Source organism: Phreatobacter stygius (assembly GCF_005144885.1).
Classification (GTDB): Bacteria; Pseudomonadota; Alphaproteobacteria; order Rhizobiales; family Phreatobacteraceae; genus Phreatobacter; species Phreatobacter stygius.
The window spans coordinates 4,834,775-4,850,985 of sequence record NZ_CP039690.1 but is presented as its reverse complement, the minus strand read 5'-3'; the positions used below and the strand labels follow the sequence as shown (position 1 = coordinate 4,850,985).

At 65.5% G+C, this 16,211-nt stretch carries 15 protein-coding genes; 12 read left to right on the top strand and 3 right to left on the bottom strand.

Going from position 1 to position 16,211, the window contains the following annotated elements:
* The first annotated feature begins 14 nt into the window (after positions 1-14).
* Positions 15-1,232 (top strand): ROK family transcriptional regulator, encoded by a 1,218-nt coding sequence (locus tag E8M01_RS22790; RefSeq protein WP_136962258.1) that lies wholly within the window; start codon positions 15-17, stop codon positions 1,230-1,232.
* Positions 1,233-1,245: 13 nt separating this feature from the next.
* Here the strand turns inward: E8M01_RS22790 and E8M01_RS35885 are convergent, their stop codons facing one another.
* Positions 1,246-2,889 (bottom strand): AlkA N-terminal domain-containing protein, encoded by a 1,644-nt coding sequence (locus E8M01_RS35885; protein WP_342778623.1) that lies wholly within the window; start codon positions 2,887-2,889, stop codon positions 1,246-1,248.
* A gap of 7 nt (positions 2,890-2,896) precedes the next feature.
* Between E8M01_RS35885 and ogt the strand changes: the two genes are divergently transcribed.
* The 4 genes from ogt (at position 2,897) to E8M01_RS22765 (ending at position 5,645) form a co-directional block, all read left to right on the top strand.
* Positions 2,897-3,373, top strand: a complete 477-nt coding sequence (gene ogt, locus E8M01_RS22780; protein ID WP_246088848.1) for a methylated-DNA--[protein]-cysteine S-methyltransferase — start codon at positions 2,897-2,899, stop codon at positions 3,371-3,373.
* 151 nt (positions 3,374-3,524) lie between these two features.
* Positions 3,525-4,169, top strand: coding sequence for a DUF47 domain-containing protein (locus tag E8M01_RS22775; protein WP_136962256.1), 645 nt, complete (start codon positions 3,525-3,527; stop codon positions 4,167-4,169).
* A 16-nt stretch (positions 4,170-4,185) separates the two neighbouring features.
* On the top strand, positions 4,186-5,190 hold the full coding sequence (locus E8M01_RS22770; protein WP_136962255.1) for an inorganic phosphate transporter: 1,005 nt from the start codon (positions 4,186-4,188) through the stop codon (positions 5,188-5,190).
* A complete protein-coding gene (locus E8M01_RS22765; protein WP_136962254.1) occupies positions 5,187-5,645 on the top strand; it encodes an NUDIX hydrolase in 459 nt (152 codons plus the stop codon). Before E8M01_RS22770 ends, E8M01_RS22765 begins: the two co-directional genes overlap by 4 nt.
* A gap of 34 nt (positions 5,646-5,679) precedes the next feature.
* Here the strand turns inward: E8M01_RS22765 and E8M01_RS22760 are convergent, their stop codons facing one another.
* Both E8M01_RS22760 and E8M01_RS22755 read right to left on the bottom strand, forming a co-directional pair.
* Complete coding sequence (locus E8M01_RS22760) at positions 5,680-6,951, bottom strand: MFS transporter (RefSeq protein WP_170182027.1); 1,272 nt, start codon at positions 6,949-6,951, stop codon at positions 5,680-5,682.
* Between the two features lie 7 nt (positions 6,952-6,958).
* Entirely contained in the window at positions 6,959-7,924 is a 966-nt protein-coding gene (locus E8M01_RS22755) for a helix-turn-helix transcriptional regulator (RefSeq protein WP_170182026.1), read from the bottom strand.
* Positions 7,925-8,247: 323 nt separating this feature from the next.
* Between E8M01_RS22755 and E8M01_RS22750 the strand changes: the two genes are divergently transcribed.
* From E8M01_RS22750 to E8M01_RS22720, 7 genes are all read left to right on the top strand, one after another.
* Positions 8,248-9,060 carry an ABC transporter ATP-binding protein gene (locus tag E8M01_RS22750; protein WP_136962251.1) on the top strand — a complete coding sequence of 271 codons (813 nt, stop codon included), beginning with the start codon at positions 8,248-8,250 and terminating at the stop codon, positions 9,058-9,060.
* A gap of 1 nt (position 9,061) precedes the next feature.
* Positions 9,062-9,811, top strand: coding sequence for an ABC transporter ATP-binding protein (locus E8M01_RS22745; protein WP_136962250.1), 750 nt, complete (start codon positions 9,062-9,064; stop codon positions 9,809-9,811).
* Positions 9,812-9,906: 95 nt separating this feature from the next.
* Entirely contained in the window at positions 9,907-10,812 is a 906-nt protein-coding gene (locus E8M01_RS22740) for a branched-chain amino acid ABC transporter permease (protein ID WP_136962249.1), read from the top strand.
* Positions 10,813-10,816: 4 nt separating this feature from the next.
* A complete protein-coding gene (locus E8M01_RS22735; protein ID WP_136962248.1) occupies positions 10,817-11,857 on the top strand; it encodes a branched-chain amino acid ABC transporter permease in 1,041 nt (346 codons plus the stop codon).
* Between the two features lie 111 nt (positions 11,858-11,968).
* On the top strand, positions 11,969-13,201 hold the full coding sequence (locus E8M01_RS22730; protein ID WP_425467678.1) for an ABC transporter substrate-binding protein: 1,233 nt from the start codon (positions 11,969-11,971) through the stop codon (positions 13,199-13,201).
* Between the two features lie 104 nt (positions 13,202-13,305).
* Positions 13,306-14,853: an AMP-binding protein gene (locus tag E8M01_RS22725; protein ID WP_136962246.1), complete on the top strand. Its 1,548-nt coding sequence runs from the start codon at positions 13,306-13,308 to the stop codon at positions 14,851-14,853.
* 272 nt (positions 14,854-15,125) lie between these two features.
* A complete protein-coding gene (locus E8M01_RS22720) occupies positions 15,126-16,121 on the top strand; it encodes a TRAP transporter substrate-binding protein (protein WP_136962245.1) in 996 nt (331 codons plus the stop codon).
* Positions 16,122-16,211: the final 90 nt, after the last annotated feature.

Genomic DNA, 16,211 nt, shown 5'->3' with positions numbered 1-16,211 from the left:
AGGGTTCAGACGCGATGGCGACATCCACGGGCGGCGGCACCAATCTCGGCCATGCGCGCGCCTTCAACCGTCGCGTGGTCTTGGAGACCATCCGGCTGCACGGGCCTTTGTCACGCGCCGACATCACCCGCCGCACCGGCCTTTCCGTGCAGACCATCTCGAACATCGCCGAGGAGCTTGCGGCCGCCGGCATGCTGCGCGAAGAGGGCCGGCGCCAGGGCGGCCGGGGCGCGCCGGCGCTCGATCTGGCGCTTAATCCCGAGGGCGGCTTCACCTTCGGCCTGTCGATCGATCATCGCCGGCTGGTCGTCGTGCTGGTCGATCTGTCCGGCCGCCAGCGCCATCAGTCGACCATCGCGATCGACGGCCTGAAGCCTGATGCCGTGCTGCCGGTCATCGCCCGGACGGTTCGCGCCATGGCGGCCAAGGAAGGCGCGGCGCGCGAACGCATCTGGGGCGCCGGCGTCGCCATGCCCATGGTGTTCGAGGACGGCGCGCCGGTCGCCTTCGGCCCGAGCTCCATGCCGGCCTGGCAGGATTTTCCGATCACCGCACGGCTCGCCGAGAGCCTGGACATGCCGGTGCTGGTGGAAAACGACGCGACCGCCGCTGCGGTCGGCGAACAGCTCTATGGCGTCGGCCGGCGCCTGCGCGATTTCTTCTACATCTATGTCGGCGTCGGCGTCGGCGGCGGCATGATCCTGTCCGGCCACCCCTATCGTGGCAGCGCCGGACGCGCCGGCGAACTCGGCCATGTCGTTGTCGATCCCGGCGGCCGCGCCTGCGCCTGCGGCAACCGTGGCTGCCTCGAACGTTATGCTTCGCTGTCGGCGGCCCAGGCTGCCCTTGGCGGCCTCGCCGAAGGCGAAGCCCAGGTCGATGTCCAGGCGCTGGCATCAAGCGCGCCGGCGCTCGGAGATTGGATGGACCTCGCCGCCCGCCACCTGCGCACCGCCTCGGTGATCGTGTCGAACCTGCTCGATCCGCAGGCGATCGTGATTGGCGGCATCATTCCGGAGCCGCTGCTTGCCGGCCTGATGCGCAGGCTCGCGGCCGACGGCATTCCGGCCGGGCCGCGCCGGATCCCGATCCTGCAAGCCGAGGTCGATCTGGAGACGCCGGCACTGGGGGGCGCGGCGCTGCCGCTGTTCGCCGGGCTTGCGCCGGCCTTGTCGCTGATGTCCAAGCCGACCAACGAGACCGGCCTTGCCGGTCGGCCGCCGCCGGCCTGAGCAGCGGCAGCGCCTATTCGGATGCCCAGAGATGCTGGGCGGCATAGGCGCGCCATGGCCGCCACCGCTCGGCCCGCGCCATCAGTTCGTTTGCCGCCGGCCGCCGGCCGTCCTGATCGGCCATGGCGCGCATGAGGCCGATATCGGCGGCCGGAAAGGCGTCCGGCTCGCGCAACTGGCGAAGCGCGATGTAGTGCGCCGTCCATTGACCGACACCCTTGATGGCACGCAGCCGGTCAACGGCCTCGTCGAGCTCGCGGGTTGCGCCGAACAGGTCGGGGTCGGCAACCACCGCGGCGGCGACCGCGGAGAGCGTCGCGGCACGGCTCGCGGGCATGCCGAGGGTCCTCAGGTCGGCAACCGCGAGAACGTCGGGCGTCGGGAAGACATGGGTCAAATGGCCCGTCGGTTCGGCGAGCGGCATGCCATGGGCCTGAACCAGCCGGCCGGCGAGCCGGATGGCGGCGGCGACCGTGATCTGCTGCCCGAGGACCGCCCGCATCGCCAGCTCGAAACCGTCCCAGGCGCCCGGCACGCGCAGCCCCGGCCGGGCCGAGACCAGCGGCGCCAGCGCCGGATCTTCGGCGAGGTGGGCGGTGATGGCCCGCGGATCGGCGGCCAGATCGAAAACGCGCCTGAGCCTGGCAATGATCGCCGGCAAGGCCGACAGCCTGGGAAAACGAATGGTCGCGGCGAGCGCGTTGCCGTCCGCCGGGCTGACCGACAGGACCCCTTGCACGCCGTCGAGCGCGATGCTGCGCCAGTAGGTCTGGCCTTCGACATGCTCGATGCCGGCAATGGCGCGGGCCGACAGGAAAGCCAGCATGGCCGGCCAGTCATAGGGCGGCTGGTAGCGGAGACGCAGGCTGACCTCGCCTTGAGATCCCGCGGATATGTCGGGTCCGGCGCGGCGCCGGAGATCGCCGGGTGGCCGGCCGAACAACGCAAGGAAGGTCTCGTTGAAACGGCGAATGCTGCCGAAACCCGAGGCAAAGGCGATCTCGGCCATGGGCAGGCGCGTCTCATGAATGAGCTGCTTGGCCAGCAGCACCCGGCGGGTCTGGGCGACCGCAATCGGCGAGGCGCCGAGATGCTGGCGGAACAAGCGGCGGAGCTGCCGTTCGCCAAGCCCGAGCCGGCCGGCCAAGGCTTCGACATCGCCGGAATCGAGCGCGCCCAGCTCGATCAGGGCCAGCGCACGCGAGACACTGTTCGACGTGCCCCGCCAGGCACCGAGATCCGGCGCCGTCTCCGGCCGGCAGCGCAGGCAAGGGCGAAAGCCAGCCTCCTGCGCCGCAGCGGCGGTGCCAAAAAAGATGATGTTCTCGGAGCGCGGCGTGCGCGCAGGACAGATCGGCCGGCAGTAGATGCCGGTGGTCTTGACGGCGGTGAACAGCCGCCCGTCGAAACGGGCATCGCGCAGGCTGATGGCCCGGTAGCAAGCGTCGTGATCGAGATCCATGGCGACATGCTGCAGCCGATAGCGATCGCGGTCTAGCGGTTTTCGGACATGGTCAGCGGGGGCAAGATTGCCGATGGCCATGTCCGAAAACCGCCAGACGAGCGATGGCAAGAGAGCCATTGTGCCGGGATATCCTGCGGAGCCATTTGCCTTGCCCTTACAGACCTTCCAGCTGGAGCATATCGAGACGCCCACCGGCCGCATGCTCGTGGTCGCCGACGATGACGGATGCCTGCGCGCGGCCGACTGGCAGGACCACGAAGACCGCATGCATCAGCTGATACGTCGCTACTACGGCGCCTATGCCGTCCGGCTGCATGCCGCGACCAAACCCTCGGCGGCCAGCCAGGCGCTCGCCGCCTATTTCGACGGTGATCTCACGGCCATCGACGCTATTCCGGTCGCCACCAGGACAACGCCCTTCCAGACCGAGGTCTGGGCGGCGCTGCGTCGGATCCCGGTCGGCCGGACCATGAGTTATGGCGCGCTGGCCGCCCAGCTCGGCCGCGCCAATGCCGCCCGCGCCGTCGGTCACGCCAATGGCTCCAATCCGATCTCGATCGTCGTGCCGTGCCACCGCCTGATCGGTGCCGATGCGACACTGACCGGTTATGGCGGCGGCATCGAGCGCAAGCGCTGGCTGCTGGCCCATGAAGGCGTCCAGGGCCTGGACGCCTGACGCAGCGAATGACTTTCAGCACGGCGGACGGAGCCGGCACCGATCCCGCCCGCCGCGAAACTGTGAACTCCTGTCACAATCCCTTTACAGAGTGATTTCACGGGCCTATCGCCGATTGTGACATCGTGTCGAGGCGTTCGCGAGGCCCATTATGCTCGGCTGGTTCCAGGCCCTGTTGCCGAAGGAAGAGAAGTTCTACGACCTGTTCGAGCAACATGCCGCAACCCTGGTGGCGGGTGCGCATGCCCTCGAAAAGCTGCTCAACGGCCAGGGCGACATCAAGGCCGAGATCGCGCGCATTGCCGCCGAGGAGCAGAGAGCCGACGACATCGCCCGCGACGTCATGCTGGCGGTGCGGCGCACTTTCATCACGCCCTTCGACCGGAGCGATATCAAGAGCCTGATTTCGTCGATGGACGACGCCATCGACCAGATGCGCAAGACCGGCAAGACGATCACCCTGTTCGAAGTGGATCGTTTCGAGCCGTCGATGCAAGCGCTCGGCGTCACTGTCGTGGAGGCCGCCGGCAAGGTCCAGGAGCTGGTGCCGCTGCTCCGCGCGATGAACCAGAACTCCACCCGGATCAATGCGCTGGTCGAGGAGATCGGCAAGATCGAGGAACGCTCGGACGAGATCCACGATCAGGGGCTGAAAACCCTGTTCGCCAGCCACCGCACCAGCGACACCATGGCCTATATCGTCGGCGCGGAAATCTATGACCACCTGGAAAAGGTGGTCGACCGGTGCGAGGACGTCGCCAAGACCATCGCCGGCATCGTCATCGAACATCTCTAGAGAGACGGGGCCTGCCTTGGACCTGACAGCCGCCGCGCCCATACTCCTCGTCCTGATCGCAGTCGCGCTTCTTTTCGATTTCCTCAACGGCTTGCACGACGCGGCGAATTCGATTGCCACCATCGTCTCGACCCGGGTGCTCTCGCCGCACTATGCGGTGGCCTGGGCGGCTTTCTTCAACTTCATCGCCTTTCTGTTCTTCGGCCTGCATGTCGCCCAGACCGTCGGTTCGGGCATCATCTCGACCGCTGTCGTCGACGACCGGGTGATCTTCGGCGCCCTGATGGGCGCGATCAGCTGGAACGTCATCACCTGGATCGCCGGCATTCCGTCGAGCTCGTCCCATGCCCTGATCGGCGGGCTGGTCGGCGCGGGCGTCGCCAAGGCCGGCACCAGCGCCGTGGTCTGGTCGGGCCTCGCCAAGACCGGCGCCGCGATCTTCCTGTCGCCGGCCTTCGGCTTCTTCCTGGCGCTGCTGCTGGTGCTCAGCGTCTCCTGGCTGTTCGTCAAGGTCACGCCGGTGCGCGTCGACGGCACGTTCCGCAGCTTGCAATTCGTCTCCGCCTCGCTCTATTCCCTCGGCCATGGCGGCAATGACGCGCAGAAAACCATGGGTATCATCGCGGTGCTCTTGTTCTCCCACGGCATGATGGGCGACAAGTTCGAAGTGCCGTTCTGGGTGGTCATCACCTGCCAGGCCGCGATGGGGCTCGGCACGCTGTTCGGCGGCTGGCGTATCGTCCACACGATGGGGTCGAAAATCACCCGCCTGACACCGCAGCAGGGGTTTTGTGCCGAAACCGGCGGCGCCATCACGCTGTTCCTGGCGACCTATCTCGGCGTGCCCGTCTCGACCACCCATACCATTACCGGCGCCATTGTCGGTGTCGGCGCGGCGCGGCGGGTTTCGGCGGTCCGCTGGGGCGTGGCGCGCCAGATCGTGGTGGCCTGGGTGGTGACCATGCCGATGGCAGCGCTGATCGCCGCCGCCGTCTATTGGCTGACCGGGCTGGCGTCATGAGCGAACCGCCCCAGGCCGACAAGGGCCATGTCCCGGACAAGCCACGCATCCGCCGGCAATATGGCGTGCTGCCGTTTCGCCTGGCCCCGGACCTCGAGATCCTGCTGCTCACCTCGCGCGAAACGAAGCGCTGGGTTGTCCCCAAGGGCTGGCCGATGAAGGGGCGCAAGCCACGTCAAAGCGCCGCCCGCGAGGCGCTGGAGGAAGCCGGTATCGTCGGCAAGGCCGGCAACAAGGCGCTCGGCAGCTATTCCTACATGAAACTGCTGAAGAACGGCCAGCTCGTCCCCTGCAAGGTGAAGGTGTTCGCGCTGCAGGTCCGGCGCCAGCTGGAGACCTGGCGCGAACAGGAGCAGCGCGAGACACGCTGGTTCGCGCCGGAGGAGGCCGCCGAAGCGGTGCAGGAGCCCGAGCTCGCCGCCATCATCAGAGCTTTCGCGGCAGCCAAGGGCTGACGCAGACACGACGCGTCAGCCCGGCGGCTGGTCCTCAGTTCTCAGGCACGGCCGCTGTCGGGGCGCCCGTCGCGCCGGTCGAAGGCCTGCGATCCCACAAGGCGTTCAACTCCTTCGAACTGCCGATCATCATCCAGATCGCCGCCGCCAGAGCAATGCCGGCCGACAGCATGAACGGGGCCTGGGTGCCGAAACGGCCCGCGATCATCGTCCCGATCGAAGCCAGCGCCAGCATGAAGACATTGCTGATGCAAAGGAAGGTGCTGAGCTCGGTCGCGGCGCGCTGCGTGTTGCAGATGCCGAGCACCAGACTGCGGCTCGCGGTGAAATAGGCAAAGCTGATCAGCGACGAGCAGAGCACGAAGGTGACGGCGACAGCCGGGCTCGGCTCGCCGAGGTTGAGGGCAAGCCCGGCATTGAGCAGGCATGACGCACCCAGCAAGGCAATCAGGACACGCCGGGACCCCAGACGCGCGACGACCGGTGCCGCCAGCGCAGCACCGGCGAGGCCGGCAAGATTGCCGCCAAAAATGCCGAGAACGCCGATGCTCGCCATGCTCATTCCGGCATCGACCTGCACGATCGGTTTCATGCCCTGTGCAAGCAGCAGGCCGGCCTCGATGAACAGCAGGGCGCCGAGCAGGCCACGCACCTCAGGTCGCCGGAACATGGTGAAACTGGCGAAGGCCGAGACCGCCGCGCCACCGGCGGGCTCGCCGCGATCGAACGGCGCCATGACGAGAACGACCAGGCCCAACACCGTCAGCATGCCGAACAGGTATATGACGGGCCGCCAGCCGAGATCGCCAACGAGATAGAGTCCGACACCGACAACCAGACCGGCAAGACCGGCGCTGGCCGCTTGAATGCTCGCCCCGCCGACGCGCGAGGCCGGCGCGAGCGCGGTGACCATATAGCCGCCGGTCGCGGTTCCCTGTGTCGCGACGACGACCACCAGCAAGGCCGACGCCGCGATGACCGGCAACGCCGCCTCCACCGGATCGACCAGGAGAAACAGGCTGGCGCAAACCATCACGCCGACCTGCGCCAGCACGATCCACGAGCGCCGATGCCCCATCCTGGCCGAACCATAACGATCGACCAGCGGCGCCCAGGCGAAACGGAAAGCGTAGGGCATGAAAGCGAGGAAAATCAGCCCGACGATTTCAGGCGGATAGCCGGCCTTGCGCAGAAAGCTCGGCACGACATGAAGGATGAACTGGGTAGCGATCGACTGAATGAGAAAGGCCGCCGCAATCGACGTGAGCGGCGACTTTCGCAGGTACTGTTCCAGGCCTTGCACCATGGGCGACTTAATCACGCTGCCGCTGATGCCTGAACTCGCCAGGCGAGACACCATAGGCTGCGCGGAAGCCGCGGTGGAAAGTCGACAGGCTGTCGAAGCCGCAATGGTAACCGACATGCGCGATCGACTCGGCCGGCTGCATGACCAGCATCAGTCGCGCACGCGCCAGCCTTTCGGCGAAGACATAACGGCTGAAAGTCTCGCCGGTCGGCTCGAACAGCTGATGGAGACGGCGGACCGACATGCCGAGCATCGCCGCGACAAGCGCCGGCGAGAGGTCCGCGCGATGGAGATGGGCCTTGATGCGGTCGCGGGCCCTCTCCAGCAAGGCCTCGGAGATCGCCGCCCGGCCATCCTCCGGCGAGCGTTTGTCACCACGCGCCATCAGCGCCAGCTGCACCAGCGTCTCGATCGCCAGGTCAGCCTTGGCGCCCGAAAGATGCGGTGCCTGGGCCACGAAGGCGTCGAAATAGGAGTTCAGCAGGGCATTCAGTCCGGGCTCGTTGCCGAGCGGCCGGGCGACGAGATCGGTCTTGCCGGACAGATGCCGGTGCGCGGCCAGGGGAATCTTGACGAACTGGCAATGGAAGCCCTGCCGTGGCGCCGCAATATTGGCATAGGGCAAATCGGTATAGCCGATGGCGAGCGAACCGGCCAAGACGAGGTCGTCATCGTGGCCGGACTGCAGCCGGCCGGCACCGTCGACGAGCCGCCAGATGCACAGCGAATCGATCGGGATGCGGGCGATATCGGCTTCGGTCCGCGCGACGTGATACGACGCTTCGAGGTGACCGACGTGCATGTCGACGAAGCTCGCCTCACCAACCGGACAGGCCGCAATGGAGGCGCGGAAATCGTTCCGGCTGGCCGGGTCGAGCTCGATGGTGACACCGAAAACGGCCTTGCCTCGCTCTTCGCGCCAATGCGCGAACCGGTCCGCTGCCGGAATGTCGTCCGTTGTTATCCTCAGCATCCCGGGAACATCCATGGAAAATGCTTCGTGGCTATGAACACAGCATTTGATTCATATCGCAACTGGCTGCTTCGAACAGTGACGACCTCGGGTCATGGAGGGCGACACGCCGGACCGGTCGCTCCAACCCTGGCCCAAGCCGCGGATGCGATCGCGCCGCTCGATCCCGGCCGTTCAGTCCTGGCATTTTCCGGCCCCGTTCCGGCCGTCGCGCGACATCGCCCGTCAGGGTGATTGCGGAGGCGGCCGTTATCTGCTCACACTGGAAACAACAAAAATGGGCCGCGTGAAAGCGACAGGCCTTCCAGGGAGGATGACCGCCAATGACAGCCGTTGGTTCTGCGGCCGCGTCTCCAGGCGTGTCTCAAGCGGCGTTGCTCGCCGTCAGAGACATCTCTGTCCGTTTCGGCGGCATCATTGCGCTGAACGGCATTTCCTTCGACGTGATGGCCGGCGACGTGGTCGGCCTGATCGGGCCGAACGGCGCCGGCAAGACCACGTTGTTCAACTGCCTGAGCCGGCTCTACATCCCCAACAGCGGCGACATCCTGTTCGAGGGCCGCTCGATCATGAATGCGCCGCGCCACGCCATCGCCGCCATCGGCATGGGCCGCACCTTCCAGAATGTCGCCTTGTTCGACCGCATGTCGGTCATCGACAACGTCAAGGTCGGCTGCCACTGCCAGACCTCGTCGGGTTTCCTGACGAGCTTCCTGCGCACCGGCGCGGTGCATGCCGAGGAGCGCCGGATCGAAGAGCGGGCGCACGACCTGATCGCCTTCATGGGGCTCGAGGCCTTTGCCCAGATGCCCGCCGGCCCCCTGCCCTTCCCGATCCGCAAGCGGGTCGAACTTGCCCGCGCGCTCGCCGCCAAGCCGAAGCTTCTCCTGCTCGACGAGCCGGCCGCCGGGCTCAACCACGACGAGATCGAGGTGCTGAAGGACCAGATCCGCCGGGTGCGCGAATACCACGATGTCACCACCCTGCTGGTCGAGCATCACATGAGCCTGGTGATGTCGGTCTCCGACAAGGTCGTCGCCATCGATTTCGGCCGCAAGATCGCCGACGGCACGCCGGCCGAAGTGCAGCGCGACCCCGAGGTGATCCGCGCCTATCTCGGGACGGAGGCCGCCTGACATGCAGCTCCAGACGCAATCCCGGATCGATCCCGCGACCAAGCCCCTCCTGGAGATCAGCGGCCTGAAGGCCTTCTACGGCGGGACCCAGGCGCTGCACGGCATCGGCTTCACGCTCGCCAGCGGCGGCATCACCACCTTGCTCGGCGCCAATGGCGCCGGCAAGACCACGACGCTGCGCGCCATCTGCGGCATGGTCCGGCGCGAGGGACGGCTCATCTTCGACGGCCAGCCGATCGACAAGCTGGCGACCGAGGACATCGTCCGCCTGGGCGTCGCCCATGTCCCGGAGGGCCGCGGCACCTTCACCGGGCTGTCGGTGGAAGAGAACCTGAAGATCGCCGCCTATGGCCGGCGCAACAAGGCGACCGCGAAGCGCGACCTCGATCTGGTCTTCACCTATTTCCCGCGGCTGAAGGAGCGGATCACCCAGCAGGCCGGCACCTTGTCGGGGGGCGAACAGCAGATGCTGGCGATCAGTCGCGCGCTGATGCTCGGGCCCCGCCTGATGCTGCTGGACGAGCCGTCCTTCGGGCTCGCGCCGCTGATCGTCCAGGAGATCTTCCACATCATGCGGCGGATCAACGCGGAAGCCGGCGTCGCCATGCTGCTGGTCGAACAGAATGCCGCGCTGGCACTGAACCTCGCCGACAATGTCTATGTGCTGGAAACCGGCCATGTCGTCATGTCCGGCGCTTCCGACGACATGAAGAACAACGAGGGCATCCGCCGATCCTACCTCGGCTACTAGACGCAAGTCGTGGATGACAGCAACCGCTTCTATGGAGCGAGAGCCCGCCACCAGGAAACGAGACGGCCAACGCTTCGGCAAACCAGAGGTAGTTCATGGAGCAGCTCATCCAGCAGATCGCATCCGGCCTTGCCAGCGGCGCCATCTACGCGCTCGTGGCGCTGGCCCTGGTGATGATCTTCACGGCGACCGATCACCTGAATTTCTCGCAAGGTGAACTCGCCATGTTCTCCACCTATCTCTGCTGGCAGTTGATCCAGTGGGGCATGGGTTTCTGGACGGCGCTCGGCATCACCATCGTGCTGTCCTTCATCCTCGGCGTGCTGATCGAGCGGATCATCCTGCGGCCCCTGCACAACGCCTCGGTGCTGTCGGTGGTGGTGGTGTTCATTGGCCTCCTGGCGATTTTCCATTCGCTCGCCGGCGCGATCTGGAGCCATACGATCAAGAACTTTCCGTCACCCTTCCCGGAGGTCTCCTTCGCCGGCTCGGGTTATATCAGTTCGCACCAGATCGGCATGATCCTGGTCTCGGTGGTCATGCTGTTCGGGCTCTTCGCCTTCTTCCGCTTCACCCCGCTCGGGCTCGCGATGCGGGCGGCGGCGCAGAACCCGGCGTCGGCGCGCCTGGTCGGCGTCCGCGTCGACTGGATGCTGGCGCTCGGCTGGGGTCTTGCCGCCTCGATCGGCGCGGTTGCCGGCGCCATGGTCGCGCCGGTCGTCTATCTCGAACCGAACATGATGGCGTCGATCCTGCTCTATGGCTTCGCCGGCGCACTGGTCGGCGGCATTTCCAGCCCGGGCGGCGCGGTGTTCGGCGGCTTCTTCGTCGGCGTGCTGGAAAACCTCGTCGCCTATTTCGGCAATCTCACCGAGAAGACCTTCGGCATCTACATCGTCGGCAATGGCGAAAAGCTGACGGTGGCGCTGATCATCGTCATCACCATCCTGACCCTGAAGCCGGCGGGCCTGTTCGGCCGCACAACCGTCAAGCGGGTGTAGCCACGTGACCACGATCACCTCGACCGACCGCATTTCGCCCGAGGCGCCGAGCCAGATCGGCCGCTATGCCCTCTACGGCCTGCTCGTGCTGGCCGCCGCGCTGCCGTTCATCGGCGGCAAGACCGGGCTGATCAGCAATTTCACCTTCCTGCAGCTGAGCCTGATGATCGTCTATGCGATCGCCGTCCTCGGCCTCAACCTGCTGACCGGGTTCAACGGCCAGATCTCGCTCGGCCACGGCGCCTTCTTCGCGGCGGGAGCCTATGTCGCCGCCATCCTGATGGACCAGTACAACGTCAATTATTGGCTGACCTTGCCGGTGGCGGCGCTGTTCTGCTTCTGCGTCGGTTATCTCTTCGGCCTGCCGGCGCTGAGGCTCGAGGGCCACTATCTGGCGCTCGCCACCTTCGGGCTGGCGATCGCCGTGCCGCAGATGCTGAAATATCGCCATCTGGAACCGTTCACCAACGGCGTCATGGGCATCAACCTGATCAAGCCCGAGGCCCCCTTCGGCCTGGCGGTCTCGGCCGATCAATGGATGTATCTGGTGGTGCTCGTCGTCGCCGTCCTGATGTTCTGGTTTGCCCGCAATCTCATCGACAGCCGGCCCGGCCGGGCGATCCGGGCGATCCGCGACCACCCCATGGCCGCCGGCACGATGGGCATCGACACGTCGCGCTACAAGGCCACGGTGTTCGGCATCTCCGCGCTCTATACCGGCGTCGCCGGTGCGCTGCATGCGATCATCTTCGAATTCGTCGCACCCGACAGTTTCCGGTTCGAACTGTCGATCGCCATCCTGGTCGGCGCGGTGGTCGGCGGCGTCGCCTCCCTGCCGGGCGCAGTGATCGGCGGGGTCTTCGTCCAGGTCATCGAGAAATATGCCGATGCCGCGACCAAGAAGTTCACCGCGGCCTTTCACCTGCCGATCGAGCTCGAACCCTGGACGCTCTACGGCATCACGCTCATCGTGCTGATCTATGTCATGCCAACCGGCATCGCCGGCGGATTGTCGGCACTTTTCGCCCGCTTCAGACGCAACTGAAACCCATCGAAACCGCAACCCCATCGTTGGAAAGACACAACGGACCCGTATCACCGATCAACAATGAAGCATGCGGCCGGAACCGGCCGCCAAAAACAGCAACCGGAGGAAATGCCCATGACCACGATCAAGCGTCGAACCTTCATGTCCGGCCTCGGAGCCATGGCTCTGACCCCGGTCTTCTCGCCGGCCATCGCCCAGAAGCGTTATGACGACGGCGCCTCGGACGGCGAAATCAGGATCGGCAATATCATGCCCTATTCGGGCAATGCCTCGGCCTATGGCGTGATCGGGCGCACGTCCGAGGCCTTGATGAAAAAGATCAACGACGACGGCGGCATCAATGGCCGCAAGATCAATTTCATCACCTATGACGACGGCTATTCGCCACCCAAAGCGGTCGAGATGGTGCGCAAGCTGGTCGAGGAGGACAAGGTTCTCCTGGTCTTCAACCCGCTCGGCACGCCGTCCAACACCGCCATCCAGCGCTACATGAACACCCGCAAGGTGCCGCAGCTGTTCGTTGCCACCGGCGCGTCGAAATGGGGCAATCCGGCCCAGTTCCCCTGGACCATAGGCTGGCAGCCCGACTACGCCACCGAAGCGGCGATCTATGCCAAGCACATCCTGGCGAGCAATCCGAACGCCAAGATCGGCGTGCTGATGCAGAACGACGACTACGGCAAGGATTATTTCAACGGCTTCAAGGCCGGGCTCGGCAAGGACAACGAGCGGGCGATCGTCCAGCTCTCGACCTATGAGGTCACCGACCCGACCGTCGACAGCCAGATGATCCAGCTGAAGAATTCCGGCGCGGGCGTGTTCTTCAACATCACCACGCCGAAATTCGCCGCCCAGGCGATCCGCAAGGCCGCCGAGATCAACTGGAAGCCGGTCCACTATCTCAACAACGTGTCGTCGTCGTTCGGCTCGGTGATGAAACCGGCGGGCCTGGAAAACTCGCAAGGCATCATCATCGCGCTCTACCGCAAGGACGCCAATGACCCGCAATGGGCGGCGGCGCCCGACGTCGCGGCCTGGCGAGCCTTCATGGCCAAATACATGCCCAATGCCGACCTGCGCGACGACGGTCACAATTACGGCTATTCGGTCGCCAATACGCTGGTCCACGTGCTGAAGGCGGCCGGCGACAACCTGACCCGCGACAACGTGATGAAACAGGCAGCCAGCATCCGCAATTTCGAGGCGCCGCTGCTGCTGCCGGGCATCAAGGTCAATACCAGCGCCACCGACTATTACCCGATCCAGTCGGTGCAGCTGGCGCGCGTCAAGGGCGAGACCTTCGAGCTGTTCGGCGACGTGCTGTCGAACGAGAGCGTCTGAACCGCGGGCTCCCGAGAAGCGCGGGTGGGCGGAAGCCCGCCCGCGGCCGCGGCCCGCCTCGCCGGGGCCGCCGCTCCAGAGCAAAAAATCCGGAGGACGTCCAGATGTATGCAGGCAGGCATGTCCGTGAGCGCGGCGAGCAGCCGGCCTATATCATGGCGGAGAGCCGCGAGCAGGTGACCTATGCCGAGTTCGAGGCCCGCACCAACCGGCTGGCCCATCTGTTCAGGGCCAATGGCCTTAAGCGTCTCGACCACTTCGCGATCTTCATGGAGAACAATGTCCGCTACCTCGAGTGCTGCGGCGCCGGCGAGCGGTCCGGCCTCTATTGCACCTGCATCAATTCCTACCTGCTCGCCGACGAGCTCGCCTATATCCTCAACAACAGCGAAGCCCGGGTGCTGATCACCTCGCGGGCGAAACAGGCGGTGGCCGCCGAGGCGCTCCGGCAGTGCCCCGATATCCGGCTCTGCCTGATTGTCGATGGCCCCGGCGACGGCCGCTTCGTCAATCTCGACCAGGCGACGTCAGGCCTGCCCGACACGCCGATCGAGGACGAGTGGCTCGGCACGCCCATGCTCTATTCTTCCGGCACCACCGGGCGGCCGAAAGGCATCCTCAGGCCCCTGCCCGACAATCCGCCGTCCCAGCCGCTGCCGCTCTACGACTTCCTGAACAAGCTCTGGCGCTACCGCGAAGGCATGACCTACCTGTCGCCCGCGCCGCTCTATCATTCGGCGCCGCAAGCCGCCGTGGCGCTGGCCATCCGCAACGGCGCCACGATCATCATCATGGAGCATTTCGACCCGGAACTTTACCTGTCGCTGGTCGAGGAATTTCGGGTGACCCACAGCCAGCTGGTGCCGACCATGTTCAGCCGCATGCTGAAACTGCCCGACGCGGCCAGAACACGGCATGACCTGTCGTCGCTGGAGATCGCCATTCATGCGGCCGCGCCTTGTCCGCCCCAGGTCAAGGAGCAGATGATCGACTGGTGGGGGCCGATCATCCACGAATATTACGGGGCGACCGAAGGCATGGGCTTCACCGCCTGCGACAGCCAGCAATGGCTGGACCATCGCGGCACGGTCGGGCGTGTCCTGCTCGGCGATCTCCATGTGCTCGATGACGACATGCGGCCCTGCGCCAAGGGCCAGCCGGGCGGCCTGTGGTTCAAGACGGCGACGCCCTTCGTCTATTTCAACGATCCCGAACGCACCGCCCAGTCGCGCTCGGCCGACGGCACCATGTCGACCGTCGGCGATGTCGGTTATGTCGACGATGACGGCTTTCTCTACCTGACCGACCGCTCGACCTTCATGATCATCTCCGGTGGCGTGAACATCTATCCGCAGGAATGCGAGAACCTCCTGATCACCCATCCGAAGGTCGCCGACGCAGCGGTGTTCGGCGTACCCAATGCCGACTATGGCGAGGAGGTGAAGGCGGTGATCCAGCCCATGCCCGACGCGCCTTGCGGGCCGGAGCTGGAACAGGAACTCATCGCCTTCTGCAAGCAGCACCTGTCGCCGCAGAAATGCCCGCGCTCGGTCGATTTCGACCCGGAACTGCCGCGCCTGCCGACCGGCAAGCTCTACAAGAAGGGCCTGCGCGACCGCTACTGGACGAACAAGGCCAGCCGGATCCTGTGAGGCGGATCAGGCGCATGATGCTGGCCTGAAGGGCACCCGTCCGGGAAAGCGCCGGACAGCCGTGTGACGCGGCGCGGTGATGCGCGCCCTTCAAATAAAGACAGTATTCCTGTCGCTTTTATCGCACTGCAGCGATCGCTTTGCAGCAACGTCGATGCATGCCTTGCATGCAACCATGCCTCTTTCACTGTAGTTCGCCCTGATTCTTTCTGCCATACTAGCATACAGACCCATGCAAACATGGGCGCGAAGAAACCAGGGAGGAGATCATCGTGAAACGCAGGCAAGTTCTCATCGGCCTCGGAGCGACATCCGCGGCCCTCCTCGCCCACCCCGCCATCTTGCGCGCCCAGGGTCCGATCACGCTCAGCGGCGCGGTGCAATTCAACGACGACCATGCCTTCACCAAGGCGCTGGTGCGGTTCGAAGAACGGGTCAAGGCGCTCTACGGCAAGCCGATCAATTTCATTTTGCACAAGAACTCGTCGCTCGGCCTGGAAAAGCAATATTTCGAATATATGGCCCAGGGCCGGGCGGTCGATTACGGCATTGTCTCGCCGGCCCACATGTCGACCTTCGCCCGCGCCGCGCCGTTCATCGACGCGCCCTTCGTGTTCCGCGACATCGCGCACATGAACAGTGTGGTGAAACAGGACCTGCTGAAGCCGATCGCCGACGAGGTCGAGCAGCGTGCCGAGGTCCGGCTGATCGGCCATGCCGGCGGCGGCATCCGCAACATCTTCGCCAACAAGCCGGTGAAGAATCTCGCCGAAATCCGCGGCCTCAAGGTCCGCGTCCAGGGCGCGCCGATCTGGTCGCGCACCTTCGCCGCCGTCGGGATGTCGCCGACCGTGATCGCCTATAACGAGGTCTATAACGCCATCCAGAATGGCGTCATCAGCGCCGGAGAGAACGAGGCGGCCGGCGTCGAGGCGATGAAATTCTACGAGGTGGCGCCCCATCTCAACCTGACCCAGCATGCGGTGTCGATCCGGCCGATCTGCTTCTCGATGAAGACCTTGAGGGCATTGCCCAAGGAGTTGCAGGACGCGGTCATGGCGGCCGGCAAGGAAGCCGGAGATTTCGGCCGCCAGCTGGAATCGAGCGAAGAGGTGGTGAAGCTCGACGCGCTCGAGGCAGCCGGCAAGCTGAAGCGCGTGGTGTTCGAGGAACGCGACGCGATGAAGCGGCTGGTCGACCCGGTCATGGCGACCTACGCCAAGGAAATCGGCGCCGACGGCATCTTCAGCAAGGTCAACGCGGTCTGACGCGGAAGGCAGCCCCACCCCGTCACGGATCGTCGCGACGGGGTGGTGGTCCTCACATCCGCCGTCATCGAGCCCAAGTCCAGCAGCCCT

Excerpts from the sequence above, each read along its gene's own strand:
- E8M01_RS22775 (WP_136962256.1), top strand. The coding sequence starts at position 3,525 with ATGCTCGGCTGGTTCCAGGCCCTGTTGCCGAAGGAAGAGAAGTTCTAC.
- E8M01_RS22755 (WP_170182026.1), bottom strand. The coding sequence starts at position 7,924 with ATGCTGAGGATAACAACGGACGACATTCCGGCAGCGGACCGGTTCGCG.
- E8M01_RS22765 (WP_136962254.1), top strand. The coding sequence starts at position 5,187 with ATGAGCGAACCGCCCCAGGCCGACAAGGGCCATGTCCCGGACAAGCCA.
- E8M01_RS22745 (WP_136962250.1), top strand. The coding sequence starts at position 9,062 with ATGCAGCTCCAGACGCAATCCCGGATCGATCCCGCGACCAAGCCCCTC.
- E8M01_RS22760 (WP_170182027.1), bottom strand. The coding sequence starts at position 6,951 with ATGGTGCAAGGCCTGGAACAGTACCTGCGAAAGTCGCCGCTCACGTCG.
- E8M01_RS22730 (WP_425467678.1), top strand. The coding sequence starts at position 11,969 with ATGCCCATGACCACGATCAAGCGTCGAACCTTCATGTCCGGCCTCGGA.
- E8M01_RS22725 (WP_136962246.1), top strand. The coding sequence starts at position 13,306 with ATGTATGCAGGCAGGCATGTCCGTGAGCGCGGCGAGCAGCCGGCCTAT.
- E8M01_RS22750 (WP_136962251.1), top strand. The coding sequence starts at position 8,248 with ATGACAGCCGTTGGTTCTGCGGCCGCGTCTCCAGGCGTGTCTCAAGCG.
- E8M01_RS22790 (WP_136962258.1), top strand. The coding sequence starts at position 15 with ATGGCGACATCCACGGGCGGCGGCACCAATCTCGGCCATGCGCGCGCC.
- ogt (WP_246088848.1), top strand. The coding sequence starts at position 2,897 with ATGCTCGTGGTCGCCGACGATGACGGATGCCTGCGCGCGGCCGACTGG.
- E8M01_RS22740 (WP_136962249.1), top strand. The coding sequence starts at position 9,907 with ATGGAGCAGCTCATCCAGCAGATCGCATCCGGCCTTGCCAGCGGCGCC.